Here is a 25911-nt window from a genome sequence, read left to right as displayed (position 1 = left end):
GTTTGCCGCGCTCGACAGTCACTTCGGCATGGGGCAATCTGCTCAAAAAAACCGGGAGTCACCTCATGTTGCCCAGCGCATTTGCACGCCTATTCGAGGCGCGTCGCCCCCACGACATGCAGCAGCTATTGGATGGCGTGGCGCAGTTGTTGCCGCTGCTGGACGTGATCCCGAATGCCGCGATCTTTATCAAGGACATCGACGCACGCTACGTGCTCGCCAACCACACGCTGGTGCAACGCTGCGGCCTCAAGCAACTGCAACCGCTGCTGGGCAAGACCAGCGCCGAAGTGTTCCCTGCGCAGTTGGGGCCGGGCTATACCGAGCAGGACCGGCGAGTGCTGGAGCAAGGGTTTGTGCTTGAGGACCAGCTGGAACTGCACCTGTACGGCACGCGCGAACCCGGCTGGTGCCTGACGCACAAATGGCCGCTGTACAGTGATGACGGCCAGATCATAGGCTTGGCGGGGATTTCGGTCGACCTGCAATCGGCCAGCGAAACCCACCCGGCGTACCAGCGCCTGGCCGCCGTGGACGCGTACATCCGCACGCATTTCAACCGGCGCGTGAGCCTTGGCGAACTGACGCGCATCGCCGGGATCTCCGTGGCGCAGCTGGAGCGCTACTGCAAGCGCGTGTTCCACCTGACGCCCCGGCAGATGATCCAGAAAGTGCGCCTGGAACATGCGCACCGGTTGCTGCACAGCGAATTGCCGATCACTGAGGTTGCGCTGCAATGCGGCTACACCGACCACAGCGCGTTTACGCGCCAGTTCAAGGCGTTGACCGGGTTTACGCCGAGGCAATATCGGCAGTTGACGTAGTTGCGCGCATTGCAATGCAACGAATCACCCCCGTGGCCGCTCCTATGCTTACGAATGACCTTTTCACGCACACAGGTAACGGGCTTATGACGGCGGCGGACAACAATCATGTGAACTGGCTGGTTGAGCAATCGATGCTGCACGCGGCGCGCCAGCGCGCCAAGCTCTATTCGGGCCAAGGCCGGATGTGGCAGCAGCCGTATGCGCAGACCCGGCCGCGTGATGCCACGGCGTTGTCGTCGGTGTGGTTTACCGCGTACCCGGCTTCGATAGTGACCCGCGAAAACGGCACGGTGCTGGAGGCGCTGGGGGATGAGAGCCTGTGGCATGCGCTGTCGAAAATCGGCATCCAGGGCATTCACAATGGCCCGCTGAAAAAGTCCGGCGGGCTGTCCGGCACGCGGCATACGCCTACCATTGACGGCAATTTTGACCGCATCAGTTTTGAAATCGACCCGCAACTGGGCACCGAGGCGCAGCTGCAAGCCCTGACGCGCATGGCCGCCGCGCATAACGCGGTGATCATCGACGACGTGATCCCCTCGCACACCGGCAAGGGTGCGGATTTTCGCCTGGCCGAGATGGCGTATGAGGACTACCCCGGGCTTTACCACATGGTGGAGATCCGCGAGGAAGACTGGTCGATGTTGCCCGATGTCGCCGAAGGCCGTGACGCGCAGAACCTCAGCCCCTTGCAGGTGGATGCGCTGCGCGACAAGCATTACATCGTCGGCCAGTTGCAGCGGGTGATCTTTTTCGAGCCTGGCGTGAAGGAAACCGACTGGAGCGCAACCCCGGTAGTGGTGGGCGTGGACGGCAAACCACGGCGCTGGGTGTACCTGCATTACTTCAAGGAAGGCCAGCCGTCGCTGAACTGGCTCGACCCCTCATTTGCCGCGCAGCAGATGATCATTGGTGATGCCTTGCATGCGATTGACGTGATGGGCGCGAAGATCCTGCGCCTGGACGCCAACGGCTTCCTCGGTGTGGAGCGCAAGCTGGAAGGCGGCGCGTGGTCGGAAAGCCACCCGCTCTCGATCACTGGCAATCAGTTGCTCGGCGGCGCGATTCGCAAGGCCGGTGGGTTCAGCTTTCAGGAGCTGAACCTGACGGTCGACGATATCGCCGCCATGTCCCACGGCGGCGCGGACCTGTCCTATGACTTCATCACGCGCCCGGCTTACCAGCATGCGTTGCTGATGGGCGACACCGAGTTCCTGCGCCTGATGCTGCGCGAGATGCACAGCCTGGGCATCGACCCCGGTTCGTTGATTCATGCCTTGCAGAACCACGACGAGCTGACCCTGGAACTGGTGCACTTCTGGACCTTGCACGCCCACGATAATTACCTCTATCAGGGCCAGACGTTCCCCGGCAACATCCTGCGCGAGCATATCCGCGAGCAGATGTATGAGCGCCTGGCCGGCGAGCATGCGCCGTATAACCTCAAATTCGTCACCAACGGCGTGTCCTGCACCACCGCCAGCATCATCACGGCGGCCCTGGGTATTCGTGACCTGGAGGCGATTACACCGGCTGATATCGAGCAGATCCGGCAGATCCATTTGTTGTTGGTGATGTACAACGCCATGCAGCCTGGGGTGTTTGCCTTGTCGGGTTGGGACCTGGTCGGTGCGCTGCCGTTGGCGGCGGATGACGTCGCGCATTTGATGGCCGATGGCGATACCCGCTGGGTGCATCGCGGCGCCTATGACCTGGTGGACTTGAACCCGGAGGCCGAGCTGTCGGCCGGGCAGATGCCGCGTTCGAAAACCTTGTACGGCAGCCTCAATCATCAGTTGCAGGACCCGCAGTCATTTGCCTCGCAGCTGCAAAAAATCCTCGCGGTGCGCAGTGCCTACGGCATCGCCGCCAGCCGGCAGATTCTGGTGCCGGACGTCGAGCATCCCGGCTTGCTGATCATGGTTCACGAGCTGCCGGCCGGGAAGGGCACGCAGATCACCGCGCTTAACTTCGGCGCCACGGCGATTACCGAAACCCTGCACCTGCCCAATATCGCGCCGGGGCCGGTGGTGGACATCATCAATGAACGGGTCGAGGGCGATCTGACCGCCGAGGGTGAGTTCACCATCACGCTGGATGCCTACGAGGGTCTGGCGCTGCGAGTGGTCAGCCATTCGCCGATGGTTTAATGGCCAATGATTAACCCGGCGCCGTGCTATTGGCACGGCGTGTTCCCCCCACCAAACGCATCGGCGAGCGCGCGTTAAAAGTGCGCCACGGTCGATAGTACCGCTCTGCTTTCAGATTGTTCTGACGTTCAAAACTATAGAGCCTTTCTTAGACTCCACCCGTGTTTTGCCACGTCGTCAGACCTATAAAATCAGAAAGAGATAGTCCTATGAGCTCTATTCAGACGGGTGTTCCAGAGGGCTCGCGCCCGCTTAAAAGTGAGGACTATAAAACCTTGTCATTGTCCGCCTTGGGCGGTGCTTTGGAGTTTTACGACTTCATTATTTTTGTGTTCTTCGCCGCCGTCGTGGGGCAGTTGTTTTTCCCTCCCGAGATGCCGGAATGGATGCGATTGATGCAAACATTCGGAATCTTTGCTGCCGGCTACTTTGCGCGTCCATTAGGCGGTGTGGTGATCGCCCACTTCGGCGACCTTCTGGGGCGCAAGAAAATGTTCACGCTCAGTATCTTAATGATGGCTGTTCCCACACTCATCATGGGCTTGATGCCGACTTATGCCGAGATTGGGCTGTGGGCGCCAGTGCTGTTATTACTCTTGCGTGTTATTCAAGGGGCTGCCATTGGTGGGGAAGTCCCGGGCGCCTGGGTGTTTGTTTCCGAGCATGTGCCTTCGCGCCATATTGGTTTAGCCTGCGGCGTACTCACGGCAGGGTTGATGGCCGGGATTTTGTTGGGCTCTTTTGTCGCCACCCTCATCAACAGTTTTTACACCGCGCAGGAAATACTGGATTTTGCTTGGCGCGTGCCTTTCCTGCTCGGCGGAGGGTTCGGGCTGATGGCGGTGTATCTGCGTCGATGGCTGCATGAGACGCCGGTTTTCGCAGAGATGCAGCAGCGCAAGGAAGTGGCCGCAGAGCTGCCTTTACGCACTGTGCTGCGAGCTCATCGAAAAGCCGTCGGTGTGTCTATGCTGTTGACCTGGTTTATGTCGGCGGGGGTGGTGGTGATTATCTTGATGACGCCGACGCTGCTGCAAACCCACTATGGCTTTACTGCAGCGCAAGCCTTGCAGGCCAATAGTCTCGCTATTGTGTGTTTGAGTGTTGGCTGCGTGATCGCCGGGAAACTGGCCGATCATTTCAGTGCGGGTTGGGTACTGATGATCGGCAGCGTCATGCTTCTGTTCAGCGCACTGCTTTTGTTCAAAACGCTTGAAACGCACCCGCAATGGCTGGTTCCACTCTATTCACTTACCGGTTTTTTTGTCGGCGCGATAGGCGCAGCCCCTGCCGTGATGGTGCGTGCCTTTCCACCGGTGGTGCGGTTTTCCGGCTTGTCCTTTTCCTACAACGTGTCGTACGCCGTATTCGGTGGCCTGACGCCGATGGTCGTCACCCTGTTGCTTCAATACAGTCAGATGGGCGCCGCTTACTACATCGCCGGTGTTTGTTTGATTGGTCTGTTTGCGGCAGTCTATGTTCAGGTCAATAAGCACTGACATCCGGTCAGCCATTCACCGATGCTTCAAATGCCGAAGTTTCGCGGCGCACTCGCGCAAACCGTCGGCAATGCCAAGACCGGGCTGCGCAAGGAAGACGTGTGGATCAGCCTGGTGGACGTGAAGCGCGAAGACTGGTCGTTTGGGAACGGCGAAATGCAGTACGCGCCAACCGAATGACCCTAGCACTAAAAAAGCGGCGACTCGGCAGGAGTCGCCGCTTTTTTATTCGGCGTTCAGTGCTTGCAGAAACGCGGTGTGTTGCAGGGTTTGCGAAAACATCGGCAACGTAAACTGCTCGGCTGCGCGCTGTTGTTCATCACTGAACGTCGCCGTGCAGTCGGTCAAAGTCACCACGTCATAACCTTTCTCGTAACCGGAGCGAACCGTGCCTTCGACGCAGCAGTTGGTCAGGAAACCTGCGACAACCAGGTTCTGGATGCCATTGTTGCGCAGCACCAGGTCCAGGCCGGTGGTGGCGAAAGCATCCAGCCCGCGTTTGCCTTCGATCACAATATCGGTGGGTTCGCGTTTCAGCGCGTCGGTGATCTCGGCGCCCCAGCTGCCGGCACGAAACGCGCTGCCGTCGGCGACGCCTTTGAGGATGCCGTAGGCGCGCAGGGTCAGCTCTGGGTAGCCGTCGGCAAAGCGGATGGGTAAGTGGATGATCTTCACGCCCAGCTTGCGTGCCTGCTCAATCGTGGTGGCGGTATTCGCCAGCATGTTGGACGTTTGCATGACGCCTTTCACCGCGTCATGGAACACGCCGCCGGGGGTGGTGAAGTCGTTCTGGTATTCAATCAAAACAATCGCGGTTTTATGCGGGTGCATGGTCGCTCTCCGATCAATAGGGTTTATTCGTTGCTGCCTTCAACCAGGGCGACGCTGTAGGTCGCACCCTTTAAACGGTGTGCGGCGACGGCCGAGTAGTCGCTGAGCATTTTGTTTGGGTTGCCCAGACTGAACGGGCCGGAGCCCAGCTGCCCGATATCTTGTCTTTTAAACTCATCTGAGCGAATAAAAAAGGGCCAGGCCTCCGTTCATAGAGGTGGCCTGGCCCTTTTTCCAGCGACAGATCAGCTCCCGAACGGGCCACTCTTGATCTGTTCACCTTTCTTCGCACACGAAGGCGGGTTGGACATACCGAAGGTCAGGATATTGCCCCCGTTGATAATGCAGTTGAATTGCTTGTTGTCGTTGGTTTTAAGCAGTACGTAGGTGTTGGTGCCTTCGGTTCGACGGTTGACGATGCTCAGGTCTGTCGGGGCATAGCCCAATGCGCCGGCACTTTGGGATTTCACGTCTTCATCACTGAGCATGTTGGTTTTGCCCGCGAGCGCATTACACCCACTTAACAGCGCCAGTGTGGTGACCAGTAAAGATAAATTACGCAATGACATAGCCCGCATCCTTTTGTCTGTCCAAATCGATTGGTTTGCTGAACTCGATTCATTTTTCGCTGCGGATTCAAGGGCGTGATAAACACACTCCACCCAATCCCTGCGGCGATTCGAGCAAGCGTCAATCATAGGACGTTACAAAATGTATCTGGGAAAATAGGCTTGTCTGTGCGTCTCGATTACTGGCCTGTGTGTCTCATTCGAGGCAGCCGTCTGGAGGTGATTTGAAGCCTGTTGGGAAGACCTCAATCATCCACCGTAAACGTCACCCAACCCGGGCCATCGGTCGACTTTTCAATCTCGGCAATCACACCACCCACCGATGTACCGTCCGGCAGGTTGATCAGCACAAAGTTGGGGTGGCCGGGCCATTGAAGCGGGGTGGCGAAACTCAACCGCGCAATCGTTGGTTTGCCGCTGCAGGTCAATTGAATATTTACCGTCTCATTAAGGCGTTCATCCGAGTCTGTACCCATGTGGCGAGACGCCGTGATGACACTGGCGATACCTTGATAATCGTTAGACATGATGGCTGACCTTTTTGTAGGAATGGCGGGTTCATCCGTGCATCAAACACGTAAACCATCTGAGCCTGTGGCGCCTGTGACGTTCCGTTTAATCACCGCGACCTGCCTGTCGCCATTATTTGGCGGCGCCTTCAGATTGTTTAAACCTTCTGCCTCAGGGCCCGGTCGATAGCTGTAGACACTTTGCCTGGTAGAGGGAACGTCAATGATAGGGATAGTGATACCTGCCCATAACGAAGAACGGCACATCAGTGCCTGCCTCGCCTCCATCCAGCGCGCCATTGCTCATCCGGCCCTAGCCCATCAACAGGTCCAATTGCTGGTGGTGCTGGATGCGTGTTCGGACGAGACCGCCACGCGCGTGTCAGCCATGGGTGTTGCAACGCTCGAGGTGAGCGTTCGAAATGTGGGCAAGGCCAGGGCCGTGGGCGCGGAGCAATTGCTTGAAGTGGGCGCTCAGTGGCTGGCATTCACCGACGCTGACACGGTCGTGCCCGCCGACTGGCTGGTGCGCCAGATCGGCTTTGGCGCCGATGCGGTGTGCGGGACCGTCGAGGTGGACAGCTGGAGCGAGTACGGTGAATCGGTTCGTTCGCGCTACCTCGAGTTGTATCAGTTCACCGAGAACCACCGCCATATCCACGGTGCCAACCTGGGCCTGAGTGCGGATGCCTATTTAAATGCGGGTGGGTTCCAGCATTTGGTTGCCCATGAAGATGTGCAGTTGGTGGCCGACCTCGAGAGGATCGGCGCGCGGATCGTGTGGACGGCGACCAATCCCGTGGTCACCAGCGCGCGTCGGGACTACAAGTGTCGCGGCGGGTTTGGTGAATACCTGGCATCCCTTGTGGCAGAGGGCGCGCGGGAGCACTCGCCGGCTCATGCGCCTATTGGTTGAACGCAGGCGCCTACGTTCAAGCACTCGCTGACACAAGATTGATCCTGATCAGGTGGCCTGCCTCGCACGCCAACTATCCTTGTGCTTCCATCAAAGGCCAGGGAAGGCTCAAGGAGCAGCTCTGGCCGCGCATTCTCAAGGATGAGTCAGCCATGCGGTCATTGAAGATCATGTTGTTAGCGTCGGCGTTCAACGGTTTGACCCAGCGGGCCTGGCTGGATTTACGCCAGTCGGGGCACGCGCCCAGCGTTGTTCTGTTCACCGATGCAGCCTCGGTGTGCCAGCAGATCGAGGATTCAGACGCCGACCTGGTGATCTGCCCCTTTCTGAAAGACCGTGTGCCACAGCAACTTTGGAGCAACCTTGAGCGCCCTGTGGTGATTATCCATCCGGGCATCGTCGGCGACCGTGGTGCCAGCGCGCTGGACTGGGCCATCAGCCAGCAGGTCAGCCGCTGGGGCGTCACGGCTTTGCAGGCGGTGGAGGAAATGGACGCCGGGCCGATCTGGTCGACCTGCGAATTCGACATGCCTGCCCAGGTGCGCAAATCCGAGCTGTACAACGGCGCGGTGAGTGACGCCGCCCTCTATTGCATCCGCGACGTGGTGGAAAAGTTCGCCCGGTGTTTCGTCCCGGTGCCGCTCGATTACACCCAAGCCCACGTCATCGGGCGTTTGCAGCCGAACATGACACAGGCTGACCGCACCTTCAGTTGGTACGATTGCGCACGCTTCATCAAACGCTGCATCGACGCCGCCGATGGCCAGCCCGGTGTGCTGGCCAGTATCCAGGGCGGGCAGTATTACCTGTACGACGCGCACCTGGATGCACGCCACGGCACACCGGGTGAGATCCTCGCGGTGCAGGACGACGCGGTGCTGGTGGCGGCCGGTGATCAGAGCCTGTGGATCGGCTCGCTCAAACGCAAAGCCCGGCCGGGGGAGGAGACCTTCAAGCTGCCGGCCCGCCACGTGCTGGCGGAAGTACTGGCGGATATTCCCGTGCTGGACAGCTCGATCGCCAATCAAATGTTCGATGAGCAAGCCTATCAACCGATTCGCTATCGCGAAGCCGGCCACGTCGGTGAACTCACCTTTGAGTTCTACAACGGCGCCATGAGCACCGAGCAGTGCCAGCGGCTGGTGGCGGCGTTGCGCTGGGCCAAGGCGCGGGACACGCAAGTGCTGGTGATCAAGGGCGGGCGCGGCAGCTTTTCCAATGGTGTGCACCTCAACGTCATCCAGGCTGCCCCAATGCCGGGGCTGGAAGCCTGGGCCAACATTCAGGCCATCGACGATGTGTGCCACGAACTGCTCACGGCCCGGCAACTGGTGATCAGCGGCCTGACCGGCAGCGCCGGCGCCGGTGGTGTAATGCTGGCGCTGGCCGCCGACATCGTATTGGCCCGCGAGGGCGTGGTACTCAACCCGCATTACAAAACCATGGGCTTATATGGCTCCGAATACTGGACCTACAGCCTGCCACGGGCAGTCGGCAGTGAGGTCGCCCAACAGCTCACCGACGCCTGCCTGCCGATCAGTGCCTTGCAAGCCGAGCACTACGGGCTGGTTCAGGGCATCGGCCCGCGTTGCCCGCACGCCTTCAGCCGCTGGCTGATGCAGCAGGCGGGCAGCGCGTTAACCGATGAAAAATACGCCGTGGCTCGCGTTCGTAAAGCGGCGCTGGACATTGACCAGGTTGCACGCTGCCGCGAAGCCGAGCTGGTACAGATGCAGCTAGACATGGTGCACAACCGCCACCAATTCGCCGAGAAATGCCGCAACTTCGTGCTCAAGCGCAAAACCTGCCAGACCCCGCAGCGGTTGATGGCGCCGTGGGCACTGGCGCGTAGGGCAGCGTTGGTTGATTGATAGACTCGATGCGATGAGTAAGGTGGGAGAGGTCTTTAGATATACTTGTGTCACCCGCGAATTGACGAGACTTTGACGATTTATGAAGCCCTATGTGCAAATTTCAATCAGGACGAAGTCTGAAACTATCGGTTGGGGTGTTGGAGAGGCGTTCATTTCGTCATTAAGTCGGGAAGGGGAGTTACTGGTTCCAGAGCAGGTGTCGCACAATGCGGATAAATTAGGAGAACCCTTCATGGGCGTGGCCGCGAGTGAGGCGTGCTGGGCATCAAAGGCGGCCATACGGTTTAACGGCGCATTATCGGACTTCTACCTGGACTTTGCCTGGCGCAGAAAAAAGGCGGTTAAAGGCCGTGGGAGCGTCATCCACACGGCGCGCAATGTCCGGGGGCAGGTGGTGCCTGGCGCAATCACATACCGCTCGGCCAGTAGCAAGAGCGTCGATTGGTATTCGCTCTTCAAGGCATGGTGTGAAATTTTTCCTCCTCAACTCGGAATGCTGCACCTGTTCAGTGAACCCGAACTTGGCCCGCATGAGAAATATAATAGTTTTCAGATCGGCTCATTCAAATCGGCTTTAAAACCGGACGTGCCCAATATCGGTTGGGCTATGTTCTACGGCGATGAGTTTGCTGAAGAGGTCGATGTTGAGCGGATTGCTGCGTCAGGCTTTCCCATTGAAAAGCTGAATACTGGGTATCTTGTGAGGGTCACAGAGAATATTCAGGATGTGGCGAGTGACTTTTCACTATTCTCGACGCGACGGGCCGAGCTTAAGAGTTTGTTTCGAGAGAGTTTTTTTCTTGATGAACAATGAGTCATCGATCGATTCTCGCTCAAAAAAAATCGCCAAAAGGCATCAGTGCAGGAACAGTGCTATGAAAATAATCAGGACGACAGGCCCTGTCAGGTCTCCCAAATACGAGCGCTGGAAGTCACAATGGAAGGATCAATCCGAGTTGGTTGAGTCTTGTTTTATTAGTGATGTTGTACATCCTGAAGATGTCCTGGTGTTTTCCACCGTGTTGTTTCCAGACTTTGTTGTTTACGAGTCGGGCGTGTTTCTGGAAAGCGGATTCACTGTTGAAGCATTCTCTAGTTGGATGCAGTCTTGTAATAGTGATGTGGTGGCGGTTGAGAAGGTTTTGAATCATGTGCACCTGTATGATGTTTTTGCAGGCTGCAGCGATAGAGTGGACGAAGCTGTTTATGAACAACTGTGCAACCTTATTGCTCAGTCATGGAGGATGGTGTTGCTGAGTAAGTTTCCAGAGAAGAAATTTTGTGTGCAGGCGATAGTGTCTGATCAGGAATACGGCCCGGTGGTTACTTTTTCTCAGGTGAGAGAGTAGGTCTTAAGGCGATCTTCCCATCTGTCATTTTTGTACCATGGGAGCGATCGCAGATCGCAGTAAAAAGTACACGAACTTGAAGTGGTTTTTCGCTGTCCTGATAAAACGCTGATCGAGGATATCCTGAAAGGGCAGGGGCAAATTGTGGCCGGCTGATTTTTCAAAGGGAAATGTTTACGCCCATGCGGAGCGTGGCAACGATCGCGTAAGTGAGGTAGGTAATGAGCAGTGATCGGGATGCGTTGGAGAAAATCCTAGGCGGCACCATCGAGCAGCGCGGGCAGCGTGCCGTACCCGGCTTGAATCCTGTTGAAGGCGTAGAGTTTGTTTACTACCAAGATGATGGAAAGAGTAAGGCAAAGAAGCAGTTCAATGCCCTCCTGGACTCGGCAGGTGAGATAAGGGCCACCCGCGGTGGGGTTGTTTCTGACAGCTGTAAAATTCATCTGCCGGAGGGGCTTCAGTTCCATGTCCTCTCTTACCATGGTGATATAGAGGGGTGGCGGGAGGCAGTTGAGGCCGGAGCACAAGCCCGTGGATTGCTGCTTGCGCGAATTGACGGTGATCAGTTTGTTGTGTCCGACGGGCGCTCGATTGCTCTTTCAGATTGCGAGGTGGAATTCCCTTGAGCCTGATTATGTGTAGAGGCGCGGTGCTTCGGGTGGGCATGTTTGCACCGGGCGTTCCCTCGCTGGAGGGTTGGCAATGACGACTAAAGACTGTCCGGATCCCCAAAAAACATTTTGACTGGGCTCTAGGACAGTGGTTTCAGCTTGAAAAACTCGAATTATGCCCCCAGTTGTGCCCCCAATTGCACCAAGTGTTCGAGCGATCGCGAATGGCGATTTCTGACGCTGACCTGGGTGAACGTTGTTGGTATTCAATGCGCTCCCGTATACCTGGATGACTAATCCGAATTAGGCAAATTGGTCGTTCAATGAGTCGATATCCTTAATCGGAGTTGTCCGGGCTGTCTTTCAGCGCCTGTCCTGTAATTGGCATCGCGAGACGCTCATGCTCTTCGCGATGTTGCAATGGCGCTCGTCGCCAGAGTGATCGATCCGCGTATCCATCCGCAGTCGTAGCGTAATGCCAACAGAGCATTAATGCATCGAGGAAAAATACGGTGTGAGCGGTTTATGAAATGCTCTATTGCACAAGCGCGCGGATGGGGTTGGATAAGCTGGCACTATGTGTGAGGCCGGCGTGATGGTTCAGCCTCCAGATGATTTTGCATCGCACAAAAGTTCCAACAACTCATTGGCCAGGGCTGCCGCTTCTTGTCGATAGCCGATGTTCCAGCGGCACGACCAGTTAATAGGCTTTCCCTCATCCTCCCATTGCGCCAACGCAAGCCCGTTGAGCATTTCCAGCTCGAACCAAGTCCGCTGCCAAGCGACGGCGTCCTTGACTGACGCAGTGTCTTGCCAAAGGAATTCTGTTTGCGCGACAAATGCCGCCCATGCAAACACATCTTCTGAGGCTCGCTCGCCGAGCGTTCGGAAATATTTTGCGCTAGCCAATTAACGATTCCTTGTAGTCGTTCACCTGTCTAGTGAATGTCCATCCCCGGATACAGAGCCTCAGGTGGATGATAATCGGGGTCCTTAAACCTGCTGTTGTTGTAATGGGTTTTGGCCGTCGGTCCATCGCCGTAATAGGTCACCTTCGGGTTCGGCGTGAGATGCCAACCGTTTCCTTCCTTGTCGCGCTCGATCAGCGATGCGTACAACCTACAGCTGCCTGGTGAGCCGGATGTCAGCCTGAACTGGTAATAGCGTTCGGCTTGGGGCGTGAACTTCGTCGAGATGTGGCAGGAGCGAGTGCGTGAACCCGTCCAGAAAAGATCCACCTGCGTTTCGATACCCTGTCGGATCTGCGTTTCGTAATAGTCCCATGTGAGGTCTTGCCCTGCCTTGGGCATGCCCACGTCCTGTGTGTGGGTGAACGGCAGGGGGCCGGTGCGAACAGCCCCGCCCGAACGTTTACCGTTTTCGTATTGGTAAATTTCGGCGTGTTGCGTGTAGTCGACGATACGTACCAAGGCAGGGTTGGGCTCGTTTTCGGGCGCGGTGAAGTAGTTGGTGTGGGGCAAATACTGGCAGCCTGCGAACAATAGCAATGCTATCAGGCCAAGCAGGGGGCGTATCGAGATGAAGCCTTTCCTTTTGCGAAGTCAGGGGTACAGACCACAAAAGAGGAGGCGCATTGCGTAACGGCAGAAAATTTTGTGCTTGAAGCGTCGCGACGATATCGGAATTGGTCTGTCAATTCTTCAAGCCCGGCCCTTTAACACGAGCAGACGCCTTTCGGCCAGAAGCACACCTGGGACTTACTATCTCATCCTGAGCATTGCCGCTGTACCAAAAGTACTCCAGGATTACTCGGTCGAGATTCTGTAACGCGGCAGGGTAGGACCGATTTGGGGATACGTTTCCAGCTTCGATACTGAGTTTCATCATGCGTATCGATGCGTTTAAATCGGATTTGATCCGCTCCTTGAATCGCTCTCTCGTAACTGTAGATGGCTGGATCAGTCCTGCCGAAACGAAGCAGCCAGCAATTCATTCCGAAGGTTTTAGCCGAACAGGATAACCTCTATGCAACGGCCAACGGGGCGGAGAGTTCTTCTTTTCGGAGTTTCATCCGAAAGTCGTTTAAGCTGAGTACTAACGATGAGGTTTACGTACTGAATGCAACCCCCCCTACAGAGCGGCTGCACTCGGCCACTCCGTCGGTGTCGATTACGTTCGGAGCGCAAGCTTCAACCCTTAGTAACAGTGGGGATGAGGCAACCCTTATGACCCTAATGCCCAGTAACTGATTAACCTCAAGCCGGCTTTAGCTGACCCGACCTGAATCTCCTCCAGTCTCGTAAGCCCAGAGCGAATACGTCAGCGAGGCCGCTCAGACAACCAGATACCCTCGTCAAGCCAGGCGAGAAGGGCGACCGGGGATAATGGCTTGGCGAAGTAATATCCTTGACCCTGCTGACAGCCCCAACCTCGCAGCAGGTGGTAGTGCAGCTCCGTTTCAACCCCTTCCGCCACGACGGTCAAGCGAAGATTCCGCACTAAGCTGATCAGGCCTCGGATGATGTGCCATTCGTTGCTACCCGGCTGAAGATCAGCCAGCAGTGAACGATCGAGCTTGACGCTGGTTGCTGGAATCTGGCGCAGGTAGGCCCAGTTACTGTAACCACTGCCAAAGTCGTCAATCCCAATGGCTACGCCGATATCGCGAAAGCGTTGTAGCTGAATCCGCACGGCCTGGAAGTCGGTTACCAGAACGCTTTCGGTAAATTCGAGCTCGATGAGTCGTGGTGCTACCTTGAAGGCTTGTAGGGCCTCGACCAACTGATTGAACAGACGCCCGTCAGTCAGATCCAGTGCCGAGACGTTCAAGGAGACAGTTATTTCCAAGCCCTGAGCGCGCCACTCTGATAGCTGCTCACAGACGCGCCGCACTACCCAACTGGTGATGTGGCGAATAGAAGCTGTGGTTTCGGCCAGTGGGATGAATTCAGCGGGGCTAATTTCACCTAGCTTGGGATGCGACCACCGCAGCAGTGCCTCAACTGCGACGCACCGGTTGCTGGCAAGATCGACACGAGGTTGGTAGACCAGCCTGAACTGGTCAACGGTGGCAAGTGCCGCTTCAATGTCATTGAGTAGTGCGGTGCTGCGACGCAGGCTAGAATCGATAGCGGGATCGTAATCGAGCCAACGCTGCTCGCTTCGGCGCGCAGCATCAGTGATGCTGGACATCAGGCGTAGGATATCTGTTGGCTGGCCGGGCTCGTGCTTGAGCGGCAGTACGCAGATCCCTACATCGGAGAAAACGGGTATATCCACACAGTACAACGGCCTTTCGAACGCATGCACGATGCTGTCGAGCAGGCTGGACAGCGACAGCGTCCGGCGGTTGAGCAGTGCGACAAAGCCCAGGGTACCGGAGCGGTACAAACGCGTACCTTCGGGCAGCAACTTCAAAAGCAGCTCTTTGACCGCCAGCATGAAGTTGGTGAAAAACTCGCTGCCAAGCGACTTCGCCAAACTGTCTATCCCCGATGCCGAGAGTGGCTCTATAAGGATGGCGACCCGATCATCCTGATCAGGAGCCTGCAGAATGTCTGCTTCAAAGCGCTGCCGGTTGGGTAAGCCAGTTATCGGGTCGATGTAATGCGAGCGATGCATAGATTCCAACCGCGCCACCACGACCTGGGCCGCGTTGCGCAGAAGGGTTCGACCTTGCTCGTCCATCGGCGCGTGCGCTTTATGGTCAATCACGCAGAGCCTGCCCAAGTTGCGCCCTGATTTGATCGTCAAAGGAGCACCTGCGTAATACCGGATGAACGGAGCACCTAATACCAACGGGTTGCTCGAGAAGCGCGGGTCAGCGACAGGGTCGCACACTTCCAACACCCCCCCTTCGTCGAGACTGTGGGCGCAGAAGGACGTTTCGCGCACAGTCCGTTCAGGCTCCATGCCCACACGGGCTTTGAAAACCTGATAGTCGCGTTCGATGATGCTTACCAGCGAAGTAGGCACTTTAAAATAGCTGGCGACCATCGCCACGATGCTATTGAGCACAGGGTCCGAGCCGCTTTCCAAGTCCGAGGTCAAACGGTCTACGTCGACCAGTCGTGCGCGTTCTTCTTCGGGCGATGAGTTACACGTGGTCATATCGGCTACTATTGAGAGATAAGTCGGCTGGAAACACTAGGATTAGGTTTTAATTCTATGCGTTGAGCTTATCACGGCGCCAAAGTCCCACAATTATGGTTAGCCATTACGCTGTTAGTCAGAAACTATAGGCTCTGGTTGTGAACTGCTTAAAGCTGAAGGCATTGTTGCCGATAATTATCTGCGGTGGCGAACCGTCGCCGTATCGACTGCCGACAATTCGCACCTCAGCTCTCCGACCCGGCCCCGACGGAGCAACATTTGATTAGTATTCTCTCTCGCACTCTTGAGGTGGTGCGCCGATTGGTGCGCTACCAGCCAAGCCCTCCGGTTAGCTACGCCGGCACCGTCATGGTGATTGCGCTTTGTGCCGCGGTGCGCGTTCAGCTTCCATTCACGGCATTACCTTACCTATTTTTCATACCGGGCCTGATGTTCATCGGTTTCGTCTTCGGTGTTGGCCCGTCGTTCCTGGGCTGCGTGCTAGCAGTGGTCACCGCACACTATTTCTTCATTGGCGAGATTGGCTTCAGTGATGGCTTTACCGCCTGGGCGAGTAGTGCAAGTTTCGCCCTTGTGACTTTCGGCATGGCGGTTGTTTGCGCTTTGTTCCGAAGAACCTTGAGCGCCCTCTACGCGGTCAATGATCGTCTGGAGTATGAGGTCGAGCGTCGTACACTGGAGCGAGATGGTATCTGGAATGTATCCCCTGACCTAATCTGCACACTGTCCGTGGGCGGGGATGTCGTGGCGATGAACCCGGCCTGGCAAACCGAAACCGGGCTTTCAGATCTGGAACTCAAGGGCGGTGCATTTTTCTGCTTCATCTCCCCCTCACAACTGTCAGATGCCCTACGCACCCTCGGCAGAGGGGATATCGCAGAGCTCGATACCCAAGGCTCTCGCGCCAATGGCAAAGCGCTGCACCTGAACTGGCGAATAGCACGTCGAGAGGGGCTGTACTTTGCGGTCGCGCGAGACGTTACTCTATACAAAGAACGTCAAGAAGCGCTCGATCAAGTGAGTTCGCAGTTGCAGCAGAGCCAGAAGATGGAAGCGGTGGGCCAGCTAACAGGTGGATTGGCACATGACTTCAATAACCTGCTGACCGTGATCACTGGCAGCTTGGACATGCTTGATCGACGTATCGCCCAGGGCAAGCAAGAGGATCTACCACAATATGTAGGGCTCGCACGAAATGCTTCTGCCCGAGCAGCCTCTCTGACGCATCGGCTGCTGGCCTACGCCCGACGTCAGCCTCTGGCGAGCTCAGTGGTCGACCCAGCGTTGCTAGCTCAAGAAATGAGGGAACTCATCAGCAGGACCCTCACGCCGCGGATCGAACTGGAGCTAGTGGTGCCAGAAGAAACCTTGCTGTGCTTATGTGACGCCCACCAATTGGAAAACGCGATACTGAACCTTTGCATCAATGCACGCGACGCTATGCCTAATGGAGGTCGGCTACGGATCGAAATTAGCCAGACCCGCGTTGAAACTACGGATGGCTCTACAGCGCTGAACGCAGGGCAATACGCACTTTTGCGGATATCTGACACCGGGGTGGGTATGCCACAAAGCGTGCTTGAGCGCGCTTTCGACCCATTCTTCACCACCAAACCCTTGGGCTCTGGAACCGGACTGGGCCTCTCGATGGTCTATGGCTTTGCCCAGCAATCATCGGGTGAAGCCCGGATCGAATCAGTTATGGGGAAAGGGACTACGGTGAGCCTTCTCCTGCCGTTGCACCACAGCGAGGCCGTAACTGTTGATATCAGCGCACCCAGCAGTATGGAATGCGATTTCCAGGCAGATAACGCCAGAATAGTCGTGCTCGACGACGAGGTCGCTATTCGTGACCTTATTGGTGAGACGCTGGAAGAAGTCGGCTATCAGGTCACCAAGACTGAAACTCCTGCACAAGCACTAAGGGAGCTGGAGGCACATGCAGAGGCAGCGTTACTGATTACGGACATCGGTCTGCCCGGCAGTATGAGTGGCGATGAATTAGCGGTGATCGCGCTCGACAAGCGCCCGGCGCTCAAAGTCCTTTTCATTTCCGGTTTCGTGGAAAACGCTGTCCCGGCGATCGCACTAAAAAGCGGCCAGACCGAACTCCTGCTGAAGCCCTTTGCCCTGAAAGAGCTGAAAGTAATTGTGCAGCGCCTAATCTCTCAACGATGAGCAGGCTCGGCAAGCGTCCGCTTTTGGCCCAGAGTGTGTAACAACGCTTCGCCAAAATTGAAGTGTCCGCGTCTACGTTAAATTTGAAGTTTATCGGCACGTCTGCAGATGTGGATTTCGCGTAAAAAGGCGATTTCCAGTCTGGTTTTGAGCACCTGGCGCGCTCAAAAACGTTTTTACAAAGCCTCGGCCGATAGTTGTCATCCATGAGCGGCGGTTTGCGGCCAGGAGCAGTTGCTCGGATGTGTCTACGCAACCCGGGGCGATTCAATATGGTGCTTGTTGTCAGTGCCAGCACCGTGGATATCACCACCACGGGGGCCAGGACCAGGATCAGTACTTTGTTTTTAAACAGCATGCTTGGGTTTCCTTACCTGACGCTTTAAGAAAGCGGCCGCAAGGGCCGCGATCGTCGACCTACCAGAGGGCGATGTCATAGGTGAGGTAGAGGCGATTGCTGTCGCGTCCCCGGGAGAACTCAGAGCGGTAGACATAGTTGCGCATGCGCACACCCAGCCCCTTGAACGTACCCGCCTGTACTACGTAAGCCAGCTCGGTATCACGCTCCCATTCCTTGACCGTGGTCGTGGACTTACCGTCATTGCCGCTCAGGTAGCGCGCGGAGAAGGTCAAGCCGGGCACGCCGACGGCGGCGAAGTTGTAGGCGTAGTTGAGCATCCAGGTCTTCTCGTCTTCCTCGATGAACTTGCCGATGCCTGCGTTGCTGAATGAATACACGGTCGCGCCGCTGATGTAGGGCAAACCGGCATCGCCGCGAAGGGCCTGATAGCCACCGCCGACGGTGTGGCCGGCGATCGCGTAGGCCAGTTGGCCGCTGAGCATGTCATTGTCGATTTTGCCTGCATACGCAGAGCCGCTATCAGCGCTGTTGAAGTAACGCAGGTCGCTGGTGAGTACGCCACCCGCCAATGGCAGGTCGTACTGAATGCCAGCGAAGTTCTGCCGGTAGAAGTTTTCGAGTTCGCCATAGAAATAGCTCAGGCGGATATTTTTGCCCCACTTGTACTCGGCCCCGGCGTAGTTGAAGTCTCCCGACTTTGCCCCGCTATAGCCATCAGGCACGATTGGCACGCTGTCGGTGGAGTCGCGTAATTTGAATCGGTCCAAGTACGCGCCGGTGACTGTCAGGTTCTCAATGTCGGTGCTGCTGACCTGGGTGCCCTGGTAGGTCTGGGGCAATAAACGTGCGTCGTTGTAAATCAGCACCGGCACCTTGGGCAGCAAGGTGCCGTACTTTACGGTGGTTTTCGCGAACCTGGCTTTTGCGGTAGCGCCGGCGCTGGCAAACTCGTCGGCCGCTCGCCCGTCATCATGCACCGGCATGAGCCCGGTACCACTGCGACCGCGCCCTGAATCGAGCTTTACGCCATAGAGACCCAGAGCATCGACGCCGAAGCCGAGCGTGCCCGCGGTAAATCCGGACTGATAGTCCAGCAGGAATCCCTGGGCCCACTCGGTCCGTTCGCTTTTTGCCGTTCTGGCGGCTCGTGTACTCAAGCCGTGCTCGTCACGAAAGTTCTCGTTGAAATACACATTGCGCAGTTGCAGCTTGAGTTTGCTGTCATCAATAAAACCTTCGGCGTTGGCGCCCGCGACGGGGACCAAGCCTAACGCGCAAAACAAAGCTCGACGGGTATACATAGGGTTCATGGCAAATGACTCGTTGTTGTTATTTTGGATGCAGGGCTACACCCGCGCCCTGAGTGAGGCGCGTTGAAAGTCAGCAGGGGTTGGTGGGAGAATTATTTAAACAGGCTAATGGCGCCGGTCAGCAAGGCCAGTGCAGTGACGACCAGGGAGGTCAGCACTGCCCATTTGACGGTAGCTTTCTGGAAGTCGCCGATGTCGCGATCGACCATACCTACCAGCAAAAGGGTCGAGGCAACCAACGGGCTCATCAAGTGCACGGGCTGTCCCAGGATCGAGGCGCGCGCGATTTCAATCGGGTCGATGCCATACGCCGCGGCGGCATTAGCCAGGATCGGTACGACACCAAAATAGTAGGCGTCATTGGACAGCACGAACGTCAGCGGCATGCTGGTGATCGCGACGACCAGTGGAAACAGGTGGCCCCAAGAGGGTGGGATCCAGTCGACGAGGGTCTGTGCCAGGGCGTCGACCATCTTGGTACCGGAAAAAATGCCGGCGAAAATACCGGCTGCGAATACCAGCAACACCACCGTCATGGCGTTGCCTGAATGCGCCAGAATGCGTTCTTTCTGAATGTCTAATTGCGGGTAGTTAATCATCAGCGCAAGCACGAAGCCGATCAGGAACAAGATCGCTGAGTGCATCAACCCCATCACCAGAGCCGCCATCACCGCAATCACCAGCACCAGATTGACGTAGGCCAGCCTAGGACGTTTGTGAGGTGTGTCCTCAAGAATCGCGTTGATGTAGCAATTGCCGCCACCGCTTTGCAGTTGCACGTTGCCGATACGCTTGCGTTCGGCTCGCCCCAGCAGGAAGGCCGTGAAAACCACCCACATGGCGCCGCCGATCATGGTCGGCAGCAACGGCACGAAGTACTCGCCGGCATCCAGACCCAGCGCGGCAATGGCCCGTGTAGCGGGGCCGCCCCAGGGGGTCATACCACTCATGATGCTCAAGGACAGCATGGAGATGGTTGCCAGGATCATCGGGTTCATACCGATACGTTTATACAGCGGCAGCATCGCAGCGCAAGTGATCATGTAGGTCGTTGTTCCATCGCCGTCGAGAGCGACCAGCAACGAGAGCAGGGCAGTGCCCACCGCGATCTTCATGGGGTCACCATTGACGCGCTTGAGGATCTTGCGGATCAGTGGATCGAACAGGCCCGCGTCGATCATCAAGCCAAAGAACAGGATCGCAAACAGCAGCAATGCGGCAGACGGTGCGACCATTTTCAGGCCATCGAGCATCATCTTGCCGGTGGTGCCGCCGAAACCGCCGATCACCGCAAAGACGATAGGTACTACGGTGAGTGCGACGATCGGCGACAAACGCTTGGTCATGATGAGGAAGGTGAATACGACTACCATGGCCAAGCCAAGGAAAGCGAGCATAGGACGGTTCTCTTGTTGTTATCGTAATGGTGACAAATACCAAGGCGCACGAGCCCTGGCCCACCGGGCTGCACAACGGCGCCTGGCGGGGTCGGCGGTTCAGTCAAGTCAGGAGAGGGCGTTATCCGGTTTTGCTGGACGCGTTTGCGATCTTCAGGTCTTCCCAGGCGTTTACTTGTGCCGCAGAAGGTTTTGCATCGAGCATCCGGTTCAGCGTTTCGCGGTGGCAGGCATTTTCGGATATCGAAATCACGACCGTCGCGACTGCGTTGCTGGCCAGGCTGGTCAGGGCGCGCGCTTCAGACATGAAGCGGTCTACCCCGATCAGCAACGCCAGGCCGGCCAACGGGATGTCGTGAATGACCGTTAGGGTCGAGGCAAGCGCCACGAATCCGCTGCCAGTCACGCCGGCGGCTCCTTTGGAGGACAACAACATGATCGCCAGCATAGTGATGATTTGCATAAAGCTCAGGTCAATGTTGCAGGCCTGGGCAATGAAAATCGCCGCCAACGACAGATAGATGGCCGTACCGTCCAGGTTGAACGAGTAGCCGGTTGGAAGTACCAGGCCCACGACGCCTTTCTTGCAGCCTAACGCTTCAAGTTTTTCCAGCATGCGTGGCATGACAGGTTCCGTGGAGGACGTCCCTAGCACCACCAGGAATTCTTCGCGAAAGTAGCGCAACAGTTTCCACAGGCTGAAGCCATTGCTGCGGCAAATGCTGCCCAGCACCACGAACACGAAGAAGCCGCAGGCGATGTACAAGGTCATGATCAACTTCGCCAGCGAACCCAGCGAAGTGATGCCGTACTGGCCAACGGTGAATGCCAAGGCCCCGAAGGCACCGATCGGCGCAAAGCGCATCAGGTAAGCGAAGATCTTGAAGACCATTTGCGAGGCGGACTCGAGCACGTCGAGCACCGGCTTGCCGCGCTCGCCCAGTGAAGACAAGGCAAAGCCGGACAATACCGAAATAAAAAGCACCGGCAGCACTTCCCCTTTGCTGAAGGCACCGATAAAGGTGTCGGGGATGATGTGCATGAAAAACTCCACAACCCCAAGCTTTGCAGCCGACTCCGTGTACTGGGCCAAGCCTTTGGTGCTCAGTTGGCTGGGATCAATATTCATGCCGGCGCCCGGCTGGAATACGTACACCGCCACCAGGCCAATTACCAGGCTGATCACCGTCAGGCAAAAAAACAGCAGCATGGTTTTGCTGAGCAGGCGTCCAAGCGAGCGTTTGTCGCTCATCCCGGCGATGCCGGTGACGATGGTGCAGAACACCACGGGGGCAATCATCATCTTGATGAGCTTGATGAACGCATCACCCAATGGCTTGAGTGCGATGGCCTGCTGAGCCCAGAAATGGCCAACCACAATGCCCAGCACCACGGCGCAGAGAATCTGGAAGTAGAGCGATTTAACAACTTTCATGGCATCACCCATTTTTAGAATTGTGTGGATGCAAAAATGCCAACGACCGCCGGAATTATCCGGCGAGGCGCTGAGAGCCCGTGGCGTAGACGTAACCTGAAAAAAGCCTGCGCGCGGTGCGTACGACGGACGCTTGAATTGTCTCACCGTTGACGCCGGTGTAGGACAATACGACATCAATCCCGCCGCTAGGATGTTCGATACGCACGGCTTCAAGGCGCGGCGTACTAATCCCGCCGAGCATCTGCGAGACGATGCTGCCTTCTATCACGCACGCGGTAGCCAAACCAATCGAGCCAGTAATGGCCAGCGCACGGTGGCAGTTGTGCGGCATGAAATAGCGAACCTGAATCGTACCGCCGGATTTCGCACGCGATACAAGGACCGGTTTGGGAATCACCTTGTTGCTGACATCGCCTAAGCCCATGGCCTGGCCGGCCTGAAGCCGCAAGGACTCAAGGCGACACAGGAATTCTCTATCGGCGTCCAGTTCCGCTGGTTTCTCATCGCCACGCTTGCCCAGTTGACTGGCTTCGATGAGCACCATCGGCATCGCCATGTCGATACAGGTCACCGCAATGCCATCGATGACGTCCTGCGTATTGCCGGTCGGGAAGAGTTTGCCGGTCTTGCTGCCGGCCGCATCGAGGAAGGTGAGTTGCACGGGCGCTGCAGTACCTGGCACGCCATCGATGGCGGTGTCGCCCTCATAACTGACTTTGCCATTCGGTGTGTACACCTCGGAATGGATAAAGGTCCCGGTGTTCACATTGCGAATGCGTACACGAGTACGCCCTGGATTGCCTTTGACCAGACCCTGTTCAATGGCGAACGGCCCGACCGCGCAAAGCATGTTGCCGCAGTTGGGGGCGCTGTCGACCCGGCGTTGCGAAACCATCACCTGAACGAACAAGTAATCAACGTCTGCGTCCGGGTGCAGCGAAGGGCTGACAATCGCGACCTTGCTGGTTTGCGGGCTGCCCCCACCGATACCGTCGATCTCCAGCTCATGGCCGGAGCCCATCAGGTTGAGCAGAAGCTCGTCGCGCGCTTCAACGGCTGCCGGCAAATCCCAGTCAAGAAAAACCGGGCCTTTAGAGGTACCGCCGCGCATCAGCACACAGGGAATTCTTTGCATGATCCTGACTCTTGTTGATCAATTGACGTAATTGATGTTCTTGGAGCAAGAGTCGCAAGCTTTAAAAAATGTTTCAAATGCAAAAATTGATGAGATTATTGCGTTTTACAAATGATGAATTTACGCTGAATTACTTTTTGACGCCTTCTGCGGATGAGATAAGACATGGAATATGAGCTGAACGACATTCGATCCTTCGTTAAAATCGCCGAACTTGGCAGTTTTCACGAAGCTGCCGATGCCTTGCATTTGTCTCAACCTGCAATCAGTCGTCGGATAAAAAAACTGGAAGAGGGGTTGGGCACCGCGTTGCTCGATCGCACCACGCGCAAGGTCAGCCTCACGAGCGTCGGCCGCGACTTTCTGCCAAAGGCACGCCGGTTGCTGGATGACTTCGATGAGTCGATTCTCAATATCCGCGAACTAGCCGAACGCCAGATTGGCCGGGTAACCCTGGCATGTATCCCTACTGCCGCTTTCTATTTTTTGCCGTCAGTCATTCGTTTGTATAACGAGCGCTATCCAAAAATCCGGATCCGCCTGCTGGATTTGAGCGCCAATGAAGGGCTTGAAGCGGTACTGCGGGGGGAAGCCGACTTCGGTATCAACATGATGAGTGGGCAGCACCCGGATATCGAGTTCGTGCCATTGGTCAGCGAACCTTTTGTATTGGCCTGCCGGCGTGATCATGAATTGGCTGGACGCAGTGCGGTCACCTGGTCTGAATTGAGCGATTACCGTCTTATCGGGGTAGGGCGCCTGAGCGGGAACCGCATGCTGCTCGATCACGCCCTGTCTGGCTTGAGTTGGAGGCCGCAATGGTTCTACGAAGTCCAGCAACTTTCTACTTCGTTGGGGCTGGTGGAGGCGGGCCTGGGAGTTTCGGCGATGCCGAGCCTGGCCATGCCGGCGCAAGATCATCCAACCTTGGTCAGCGTCCCGTTGATCGAGCCGGTTGTGAACCGCTCTTTGGGCTTGGTCTACCGCCGGGGGTCATCGCTTTCGCCGGCGGCGGAAAAATTCGTCTCGATACTGCTTGAGCAATGGCCGCAATGAGCCATGCCACGGGCAGTATTTTTTACTCCTTAAACACGACGAGGCTCGCCCTCGGCAATTTTGCGCATCAGGCTCAGATAGCGACTCGCTGCCAGCCCCAGGGGGCGGTTCTTTACCCAGATGATATCGACCCATAACCGCATCTGACTTGGCATGTAGTCAAACACCACCTCCGTCAATGCGCCCGAGGTGATCAGGGGTTGTACCAGCGGTTGTGGAAGATAAGCCCAGCCCAATCCTTGCTGCACCAAGTCCAGCGTTGCCAGATAGTTGTCGCTGTGCCAAATCCGCCGTGATAGCACAACACGTGGATCAGAGTCTGTAGGTCCTCCAGTAGCAACGATGATCTGCCGAACGTTGACCAGTTGCTCTTCACTTAAGGGGCGTTTCTTGCCGGCGGCCGCAGGATGATCGGGAGAGGCAACGGCTACTAACAATTGGCTCCCTGCTTGAAGAAACGTCTCCCGCTCGTCAAGCCCTGGTCGTTCAAACCCAAGTGCCAACTGCACACGCCCTTCATGGAGCATGCGCATCGCCTCCGGATGGGACGCGGAGCGAACCTCGATTTCAAGCGTGGGGAACTCGCTGGCGATAATGGACAGCGGACGATTCCATACGCCTGTTTGCAACTCCGGCGTCATCGCAAGGACTAAGCGCGATTCCAACCCCTGATGAATCTGGAGCGCATGCGCGTCCAGCAGGTTTATCTGGCTCGCCAAGATGATCAACCACAAATTGGATCGCGACTGAGTCGGGCAAGGGCGCATCCCCTACCAACGAGCTATCGGAGGAGGGAAATAACTATCTCGGTTGGGTTGAAGACGCTCAGGACGCTCAGGGATACGTCAAACATGATACGGCCCTCAGTTTTAGCCAGACTCGTCGGCGGATCCGACGGTCGGTTTGTTCTGACAGTTTACACTCCCCATCCCTCCCGCACCGCCCTTCGAATCCCCTCCAGCAACATCGCAAACGCCGGGTTGTCATTATGCTCGTGCCAGATCAAATGCAGCTCGCTCTGAGTACCTTCGCCCAAATCGATATCGCGAAACACCACGTTCTTGAACACCACGCTGGTGGCGCAGCGAGGCACCAGGGCCAGGCCCATTCCGGCGTTGACCAAGGCCAGGATGGTCAATGAGGAGCCGAGCCATTGCACGTATTCCGGAGCGACGCGGGCAGATCGGAGCATGCCGGTCAGCAGTTCGTTGAACGGCGGGTAGGCGGCGTGGGAATACATCAGAAAAGGCTGCGCATCGAGGTCTTTGACCGAGACGGTTTCAGCGCTCGCCAGCCGATGACGGCTCGGCACTGCCAATACAAACGGTTCACGCACCAGGCATTCGGTGGCGTATCCCCGCTCCAGCAACGGCGCTCGAGCGATACCCAGATCGATACGCCGCGCACGCAGCGCTTCATGCTGCTGATAGGTGTTCATCTCCGTCAGGTCGATTTTCACATGGGGCTGTTTGAGCCGTGCTTCGGCGATGACCTTGGGCAGGAATTCGTACACCGCGCTGCCGACGAAGCTGATATTGACCGAGCCGATGTCCCCCTCGGCAAAACGGCGGGCGGTAACGGCGGCTTGTTGGGCACGCTCCAGCAGGTTTTGCGCTTCGATGAAAAATGCGCGGCCGGCGGCGGTCAGGGCGACGCTGCGGGTAGTGCGGGTTAACAGTTCTACACCCAGGTGATGTTCCAGCAGTTGAATCTGTCGACTGAGAGGCGGTTGGGTCATGTTCAACCGTTCGGCGGCGCGGCGGAAATTCAGTTCCGTCGCCAACGTGGTGAAACAGCGCAGTTGAGTCAGCTCGAACATTGATC

Annotated in this window: 21 protein-coding genes and 2 pseudogenes; 11 read left to right on the top strand and 12 right to left on the bottom strand. The window is 56.8% G+C overall.

Annotated elements, in window-relative coordinates; genetic code table 11:
- Positions 1–65: 65 nt before the first annotated feature.
- The 4 genes and pseudogenes from L8I05_RS07500 to L8I05_RS07485 form a co-directional block, all read left to right on the top strand.
- Positions 66–824 (top strand): AraC family transcriptional regulator, encoded by a 759-nt coding sequence (locus tag L8I05_RS07500; RefSeq protein WP_242167939.1) that lies wholly within the window; start codon positions 66–68, stop codon positions 822–824.
- An 86-nt stretch (positions 825–910) separates the two neighbouring features.
- Positions 911–2977, top strand: a complete 2067-nt coding sequence (gene treS, locus L8I05_RS07495; RefSeq protein ID WP_242167937.1) for a maltose alpha-D-glucosyltransferase — start codon at positions 911–913, stop codon at positions 2975–2977.
- Positions 2978–3186: 209 nt separating this feature from the next.
- Entirely contained in the window at positions 3187–4476 is a 1290-nt protein-coding gene (locus tag L8I05_RS07490) for an MFS transporter (RefSeq protein ID WP_242167935.1), read from the top strand.
- 69 nt (positions 4477–4545) lie between these two features.
- Positions 4546–4656 (top strand): annotated as a pseudogene (locus L8I05_RS07485) (tautomerase family protein); the annotation flags it as partial.
- Between the two features lie 45 nt (positions 4657–4701).
- Here L8I05_RS07485 and L8I05_RS07480 read toward each other — a convergent pair.
- From L8I05_RS07480 to L8I05_RS07470, 3 genes are all read right to left on the bottom strand, one after another.
- The gene (locus L8I05_RS07480) at positions 4702–5307 is read right to left on the bottom strand and encodes a cysteine hydrolase (RefSeq protein WP_242167932.1); all 606 of its coding nucleotides are present in this window, start codon (positions 5305–5307) and stop codon (positions 4702–4704) included.
- Between the two features lie 245 nt (positions 5308–5552).
- A complete protein-coding gene (locus tag L8I05_RS07475; protein ID WP_177015519.1) occupies positions 5553–5876 on the bottom strand; it encodes a hypothetical protein in 324 nt (107 codons plus the stop codon).
- A 245-nt stretch (positions 5877–6121) separates the two neighbouring features.
- On the bottom strand, positions 6122–6403 hold the full coding sequence (locus tag L8I05_RS07470; RefSeq protein ID WP_242167930.1) for a hypothetical protein: 282 nt from the start codon (positions 6401–6403) through the stop codon (positions 6122–6124).
- A 205-nt stretch (positions 6404–6608) separates the two neighbouring features.
- Here L8I05_RS07470 and L8I05_RS07465 point away from each other — a divergent pair, with 205 nt between their 5' ends.
- The 5 genes from L8I05_RS07465 to L8I05_RS07445 all read left to right on the top strand — a co-directional run bounded on the left by L8I05_RS07465 (position 6609) and on the right by L8I05_RS07445 (position 11153).
- Positions 6609–7301, top strand: coding sequence for a glycosyltransferase (locus tag L8I05_RS07465; RefSeq protein ID WP_242167928.1), 693 nt, complete (start codon positions 6609–6611; stop codon positions 7299–7301).
- A gap of 152 nt (positions 7302–7453) precedes the next feature.
- Positions 7454–9172: a hydrogenase maturation protein gene (locus tag L8I05_RS07460; protein WP_242167926.1), complete on the top strand. Its 1719-nt coding sequence runs from the start codon at positions 7454–7456 to the stop codon at positions 9170–9172.
- Positions 9173–9254: 82 nt separating this feature from the next.
- Entirely contained in the window at positions 9255–9989 is a 735-nt protein-coding gene (locus tag L8I05_RS07455; RefSeq protein WP_242167924.1) for a hypothetical protein, read from the top strand.
- 61 nt (positions 9990–10050) lie between these two features.
- On the top strand, positions 10051–10524 hold the full coding sequence (locus L8I05_RS07450) for a hypothetical protein (RefSeq protein WP_242167922.1): 474 nt from the start codon (positions 10051–10053) through the stop codon (positions 10522–10524).
- A gap of 221 nt (positions 10525–10745) precedes the next feature.
- Complete coding sequence (locus L8I05_RS07445) at positions 10746–11153, top strand: hypothetical protein (protein ID WP_242167920.1); 408 nt, start codon at positions 10746–10748, stop codon at positions 11151–11153.
- Between the two features lie 585 nt (positions 11154–11738).
- Here the strand turns inward: L8I05_RS07445 and L8I05_RS07440 are convergent.
- The 3 genes from L8I05_RS07440 to L8I05_RS07430 form a co-directional block, all read right to left on the bottom strand.
- Positions 11739–12047, bottom strand: a complete 309-nt coding sequence (locus L8I05_RS07440; protein ID WP_242167918.1) for a hypothetical protein — start codon at positions 12045–12047, stop codon at positions 11739–11741.
- 29 nt (positions 12048–12076) lie between these two features.
- Positions 12077–12679 (bottom strand): hypothetical protein, encoded by a 603-nt coding sequence (locus L8I05_RS07435; RefSeq protein ID WP_242168403.1) that lies wholly within the window; start codon positions 12677–12679, stop codon positions 12077–12079.
- A 739-nt stretch (positions 12680–13418) separates the two neighbouring features.
- Positions 13419–15209, bottom strand: a complete 1791-nt coding sequence (locus tag L8I05_RS07430; protein ID WP_242167916.1) for an EAL domain-containing protein — start codon at positions 15207–15209, stop codon at positions 13419–13421.
- Between the two features lie 261 nt (positions 15210–15470).
- On the opposite strand from L8I05_RS07430, the gene L8I05_RS07425 reads away from it, so the two are divergent.
- Positions 15471–17390 (top strand): ATP-binding protein, encoded by a 1920-nt coding sequence (locus L8I05_RS07425; protein ID WP_242167914.1) that lies wholly within the window; start codon positions 15471–15473, stop codon positions 17388–17390.
- Positions 17391–17807: 417 nt separating this feature from the next.
- On the opposite strand, the gene L8I05_RS07420 is transcribed toward L8I05_RS07425, so the two are convergent.
- The 4 genes from L8I05_RS07420 to L8I05_RS07405 all read right to left on the bottom strand — a co-directional run bounded on the left by L8I05_RS07420 (position 17808) and on the right by L8I05_RS07405 (position 23031).
- Positions 17808–19061, bottom strand: coding sequence for an OprD family porin (locus L8I05_RS07420; RefSeq protein WP_242167912.1), 1254 nt, complete (start codon positions 19059–19061; stop codon positions 17808–17810).
- 92 nt (positions 19062–19153) lie between these two features.
- Positions 19154–20458 (bottom strand): citrate:proton symporter, encoded by a 1305-nt coding sequence (locus L8I05_RS07415; protein ID WP_242167910.1) that lies wholly within the window; start codon positions 20456–20458, stop codon positions 19154–19156.
- 121 nt (positions 20459–20579) lie between these two features.
- Entirely contained in the window at positions 20580–21905 is a 1326-nt protein-coding gene (locus L8I05_RS07410; protein ID WP_242168401.1) for a dicarboxylate/amino acid:cation symporter, read from the bottom strand.
- Between the two features lie 43 nt (positions 21906–21948).
- Positions 21949–23031 (bottom strand): 4-oxalomesaconate tautomerase, encoded by a 1083-nt coding sequence (locus L8I05_RS07405; RefSeq protein ID WP_242167908.1) that lies wholly within the window; start codon positions 23029–23031, stop codon positions 21949–21951.
- Positions 23032–23196: 165 nt separating this feature from the next.
- On the opposite strand from L8I05_RS07405, the gene L8I05_RS07400 reads away from it, so the two are divergent.
- On the top strand, positions 23197–24087 hold the full coding sequence (locus L8I05_RS07400; protein ID WP_242167907.1) for a LysR family transcriptional regulator: 891 nt from the start codon (positions 23197–23199) through the stop codon (positions 24085–24087).
- Between the two features lie 29 nt (positions 24088–24116).
- Here L8I05_RS07400 and L8I05_RS07395 read toward each other — a convergent pair.
- Positions 24117–24800: pseudogene (locus tag L8I05_RS07395) on the bottom strand (substrate-binding domain-containing protein); the annotation flags it as partial.
- A 203-nt stretch (positions 24801–25003) separates the two neighbouring features.
- The gene (locus tag L8I05_RS07390; protein WP_242167904.1) at positions 25004–25906 is read right to left on the bottom strand and encodes a LysR family transcriptional regulator; all 903 of its coding nucleotides are present in this window, start codon (positions 25904–25906) and stop codon (positions 25004–25006) included.
- Between the last annotated feature and the right edge of the window lie 5 nt (positions 25907–25911).

It is taken from the genome of Pseudomonas sp. MONT-RG-20F-20-E-7-02 (assembly GCF_022662395.1).
GTDB lineage: Bacteria > Pseudomonadota > Gammaproteobacteria > Pseudomonadales > Pseudomonadaceae > Aquipseudomonas.
The sequence above is the reverse complement of the archived record's forward strand: the minus strand, read 5'-3'. Positions and strand labels throughout refer to the sequence as shown.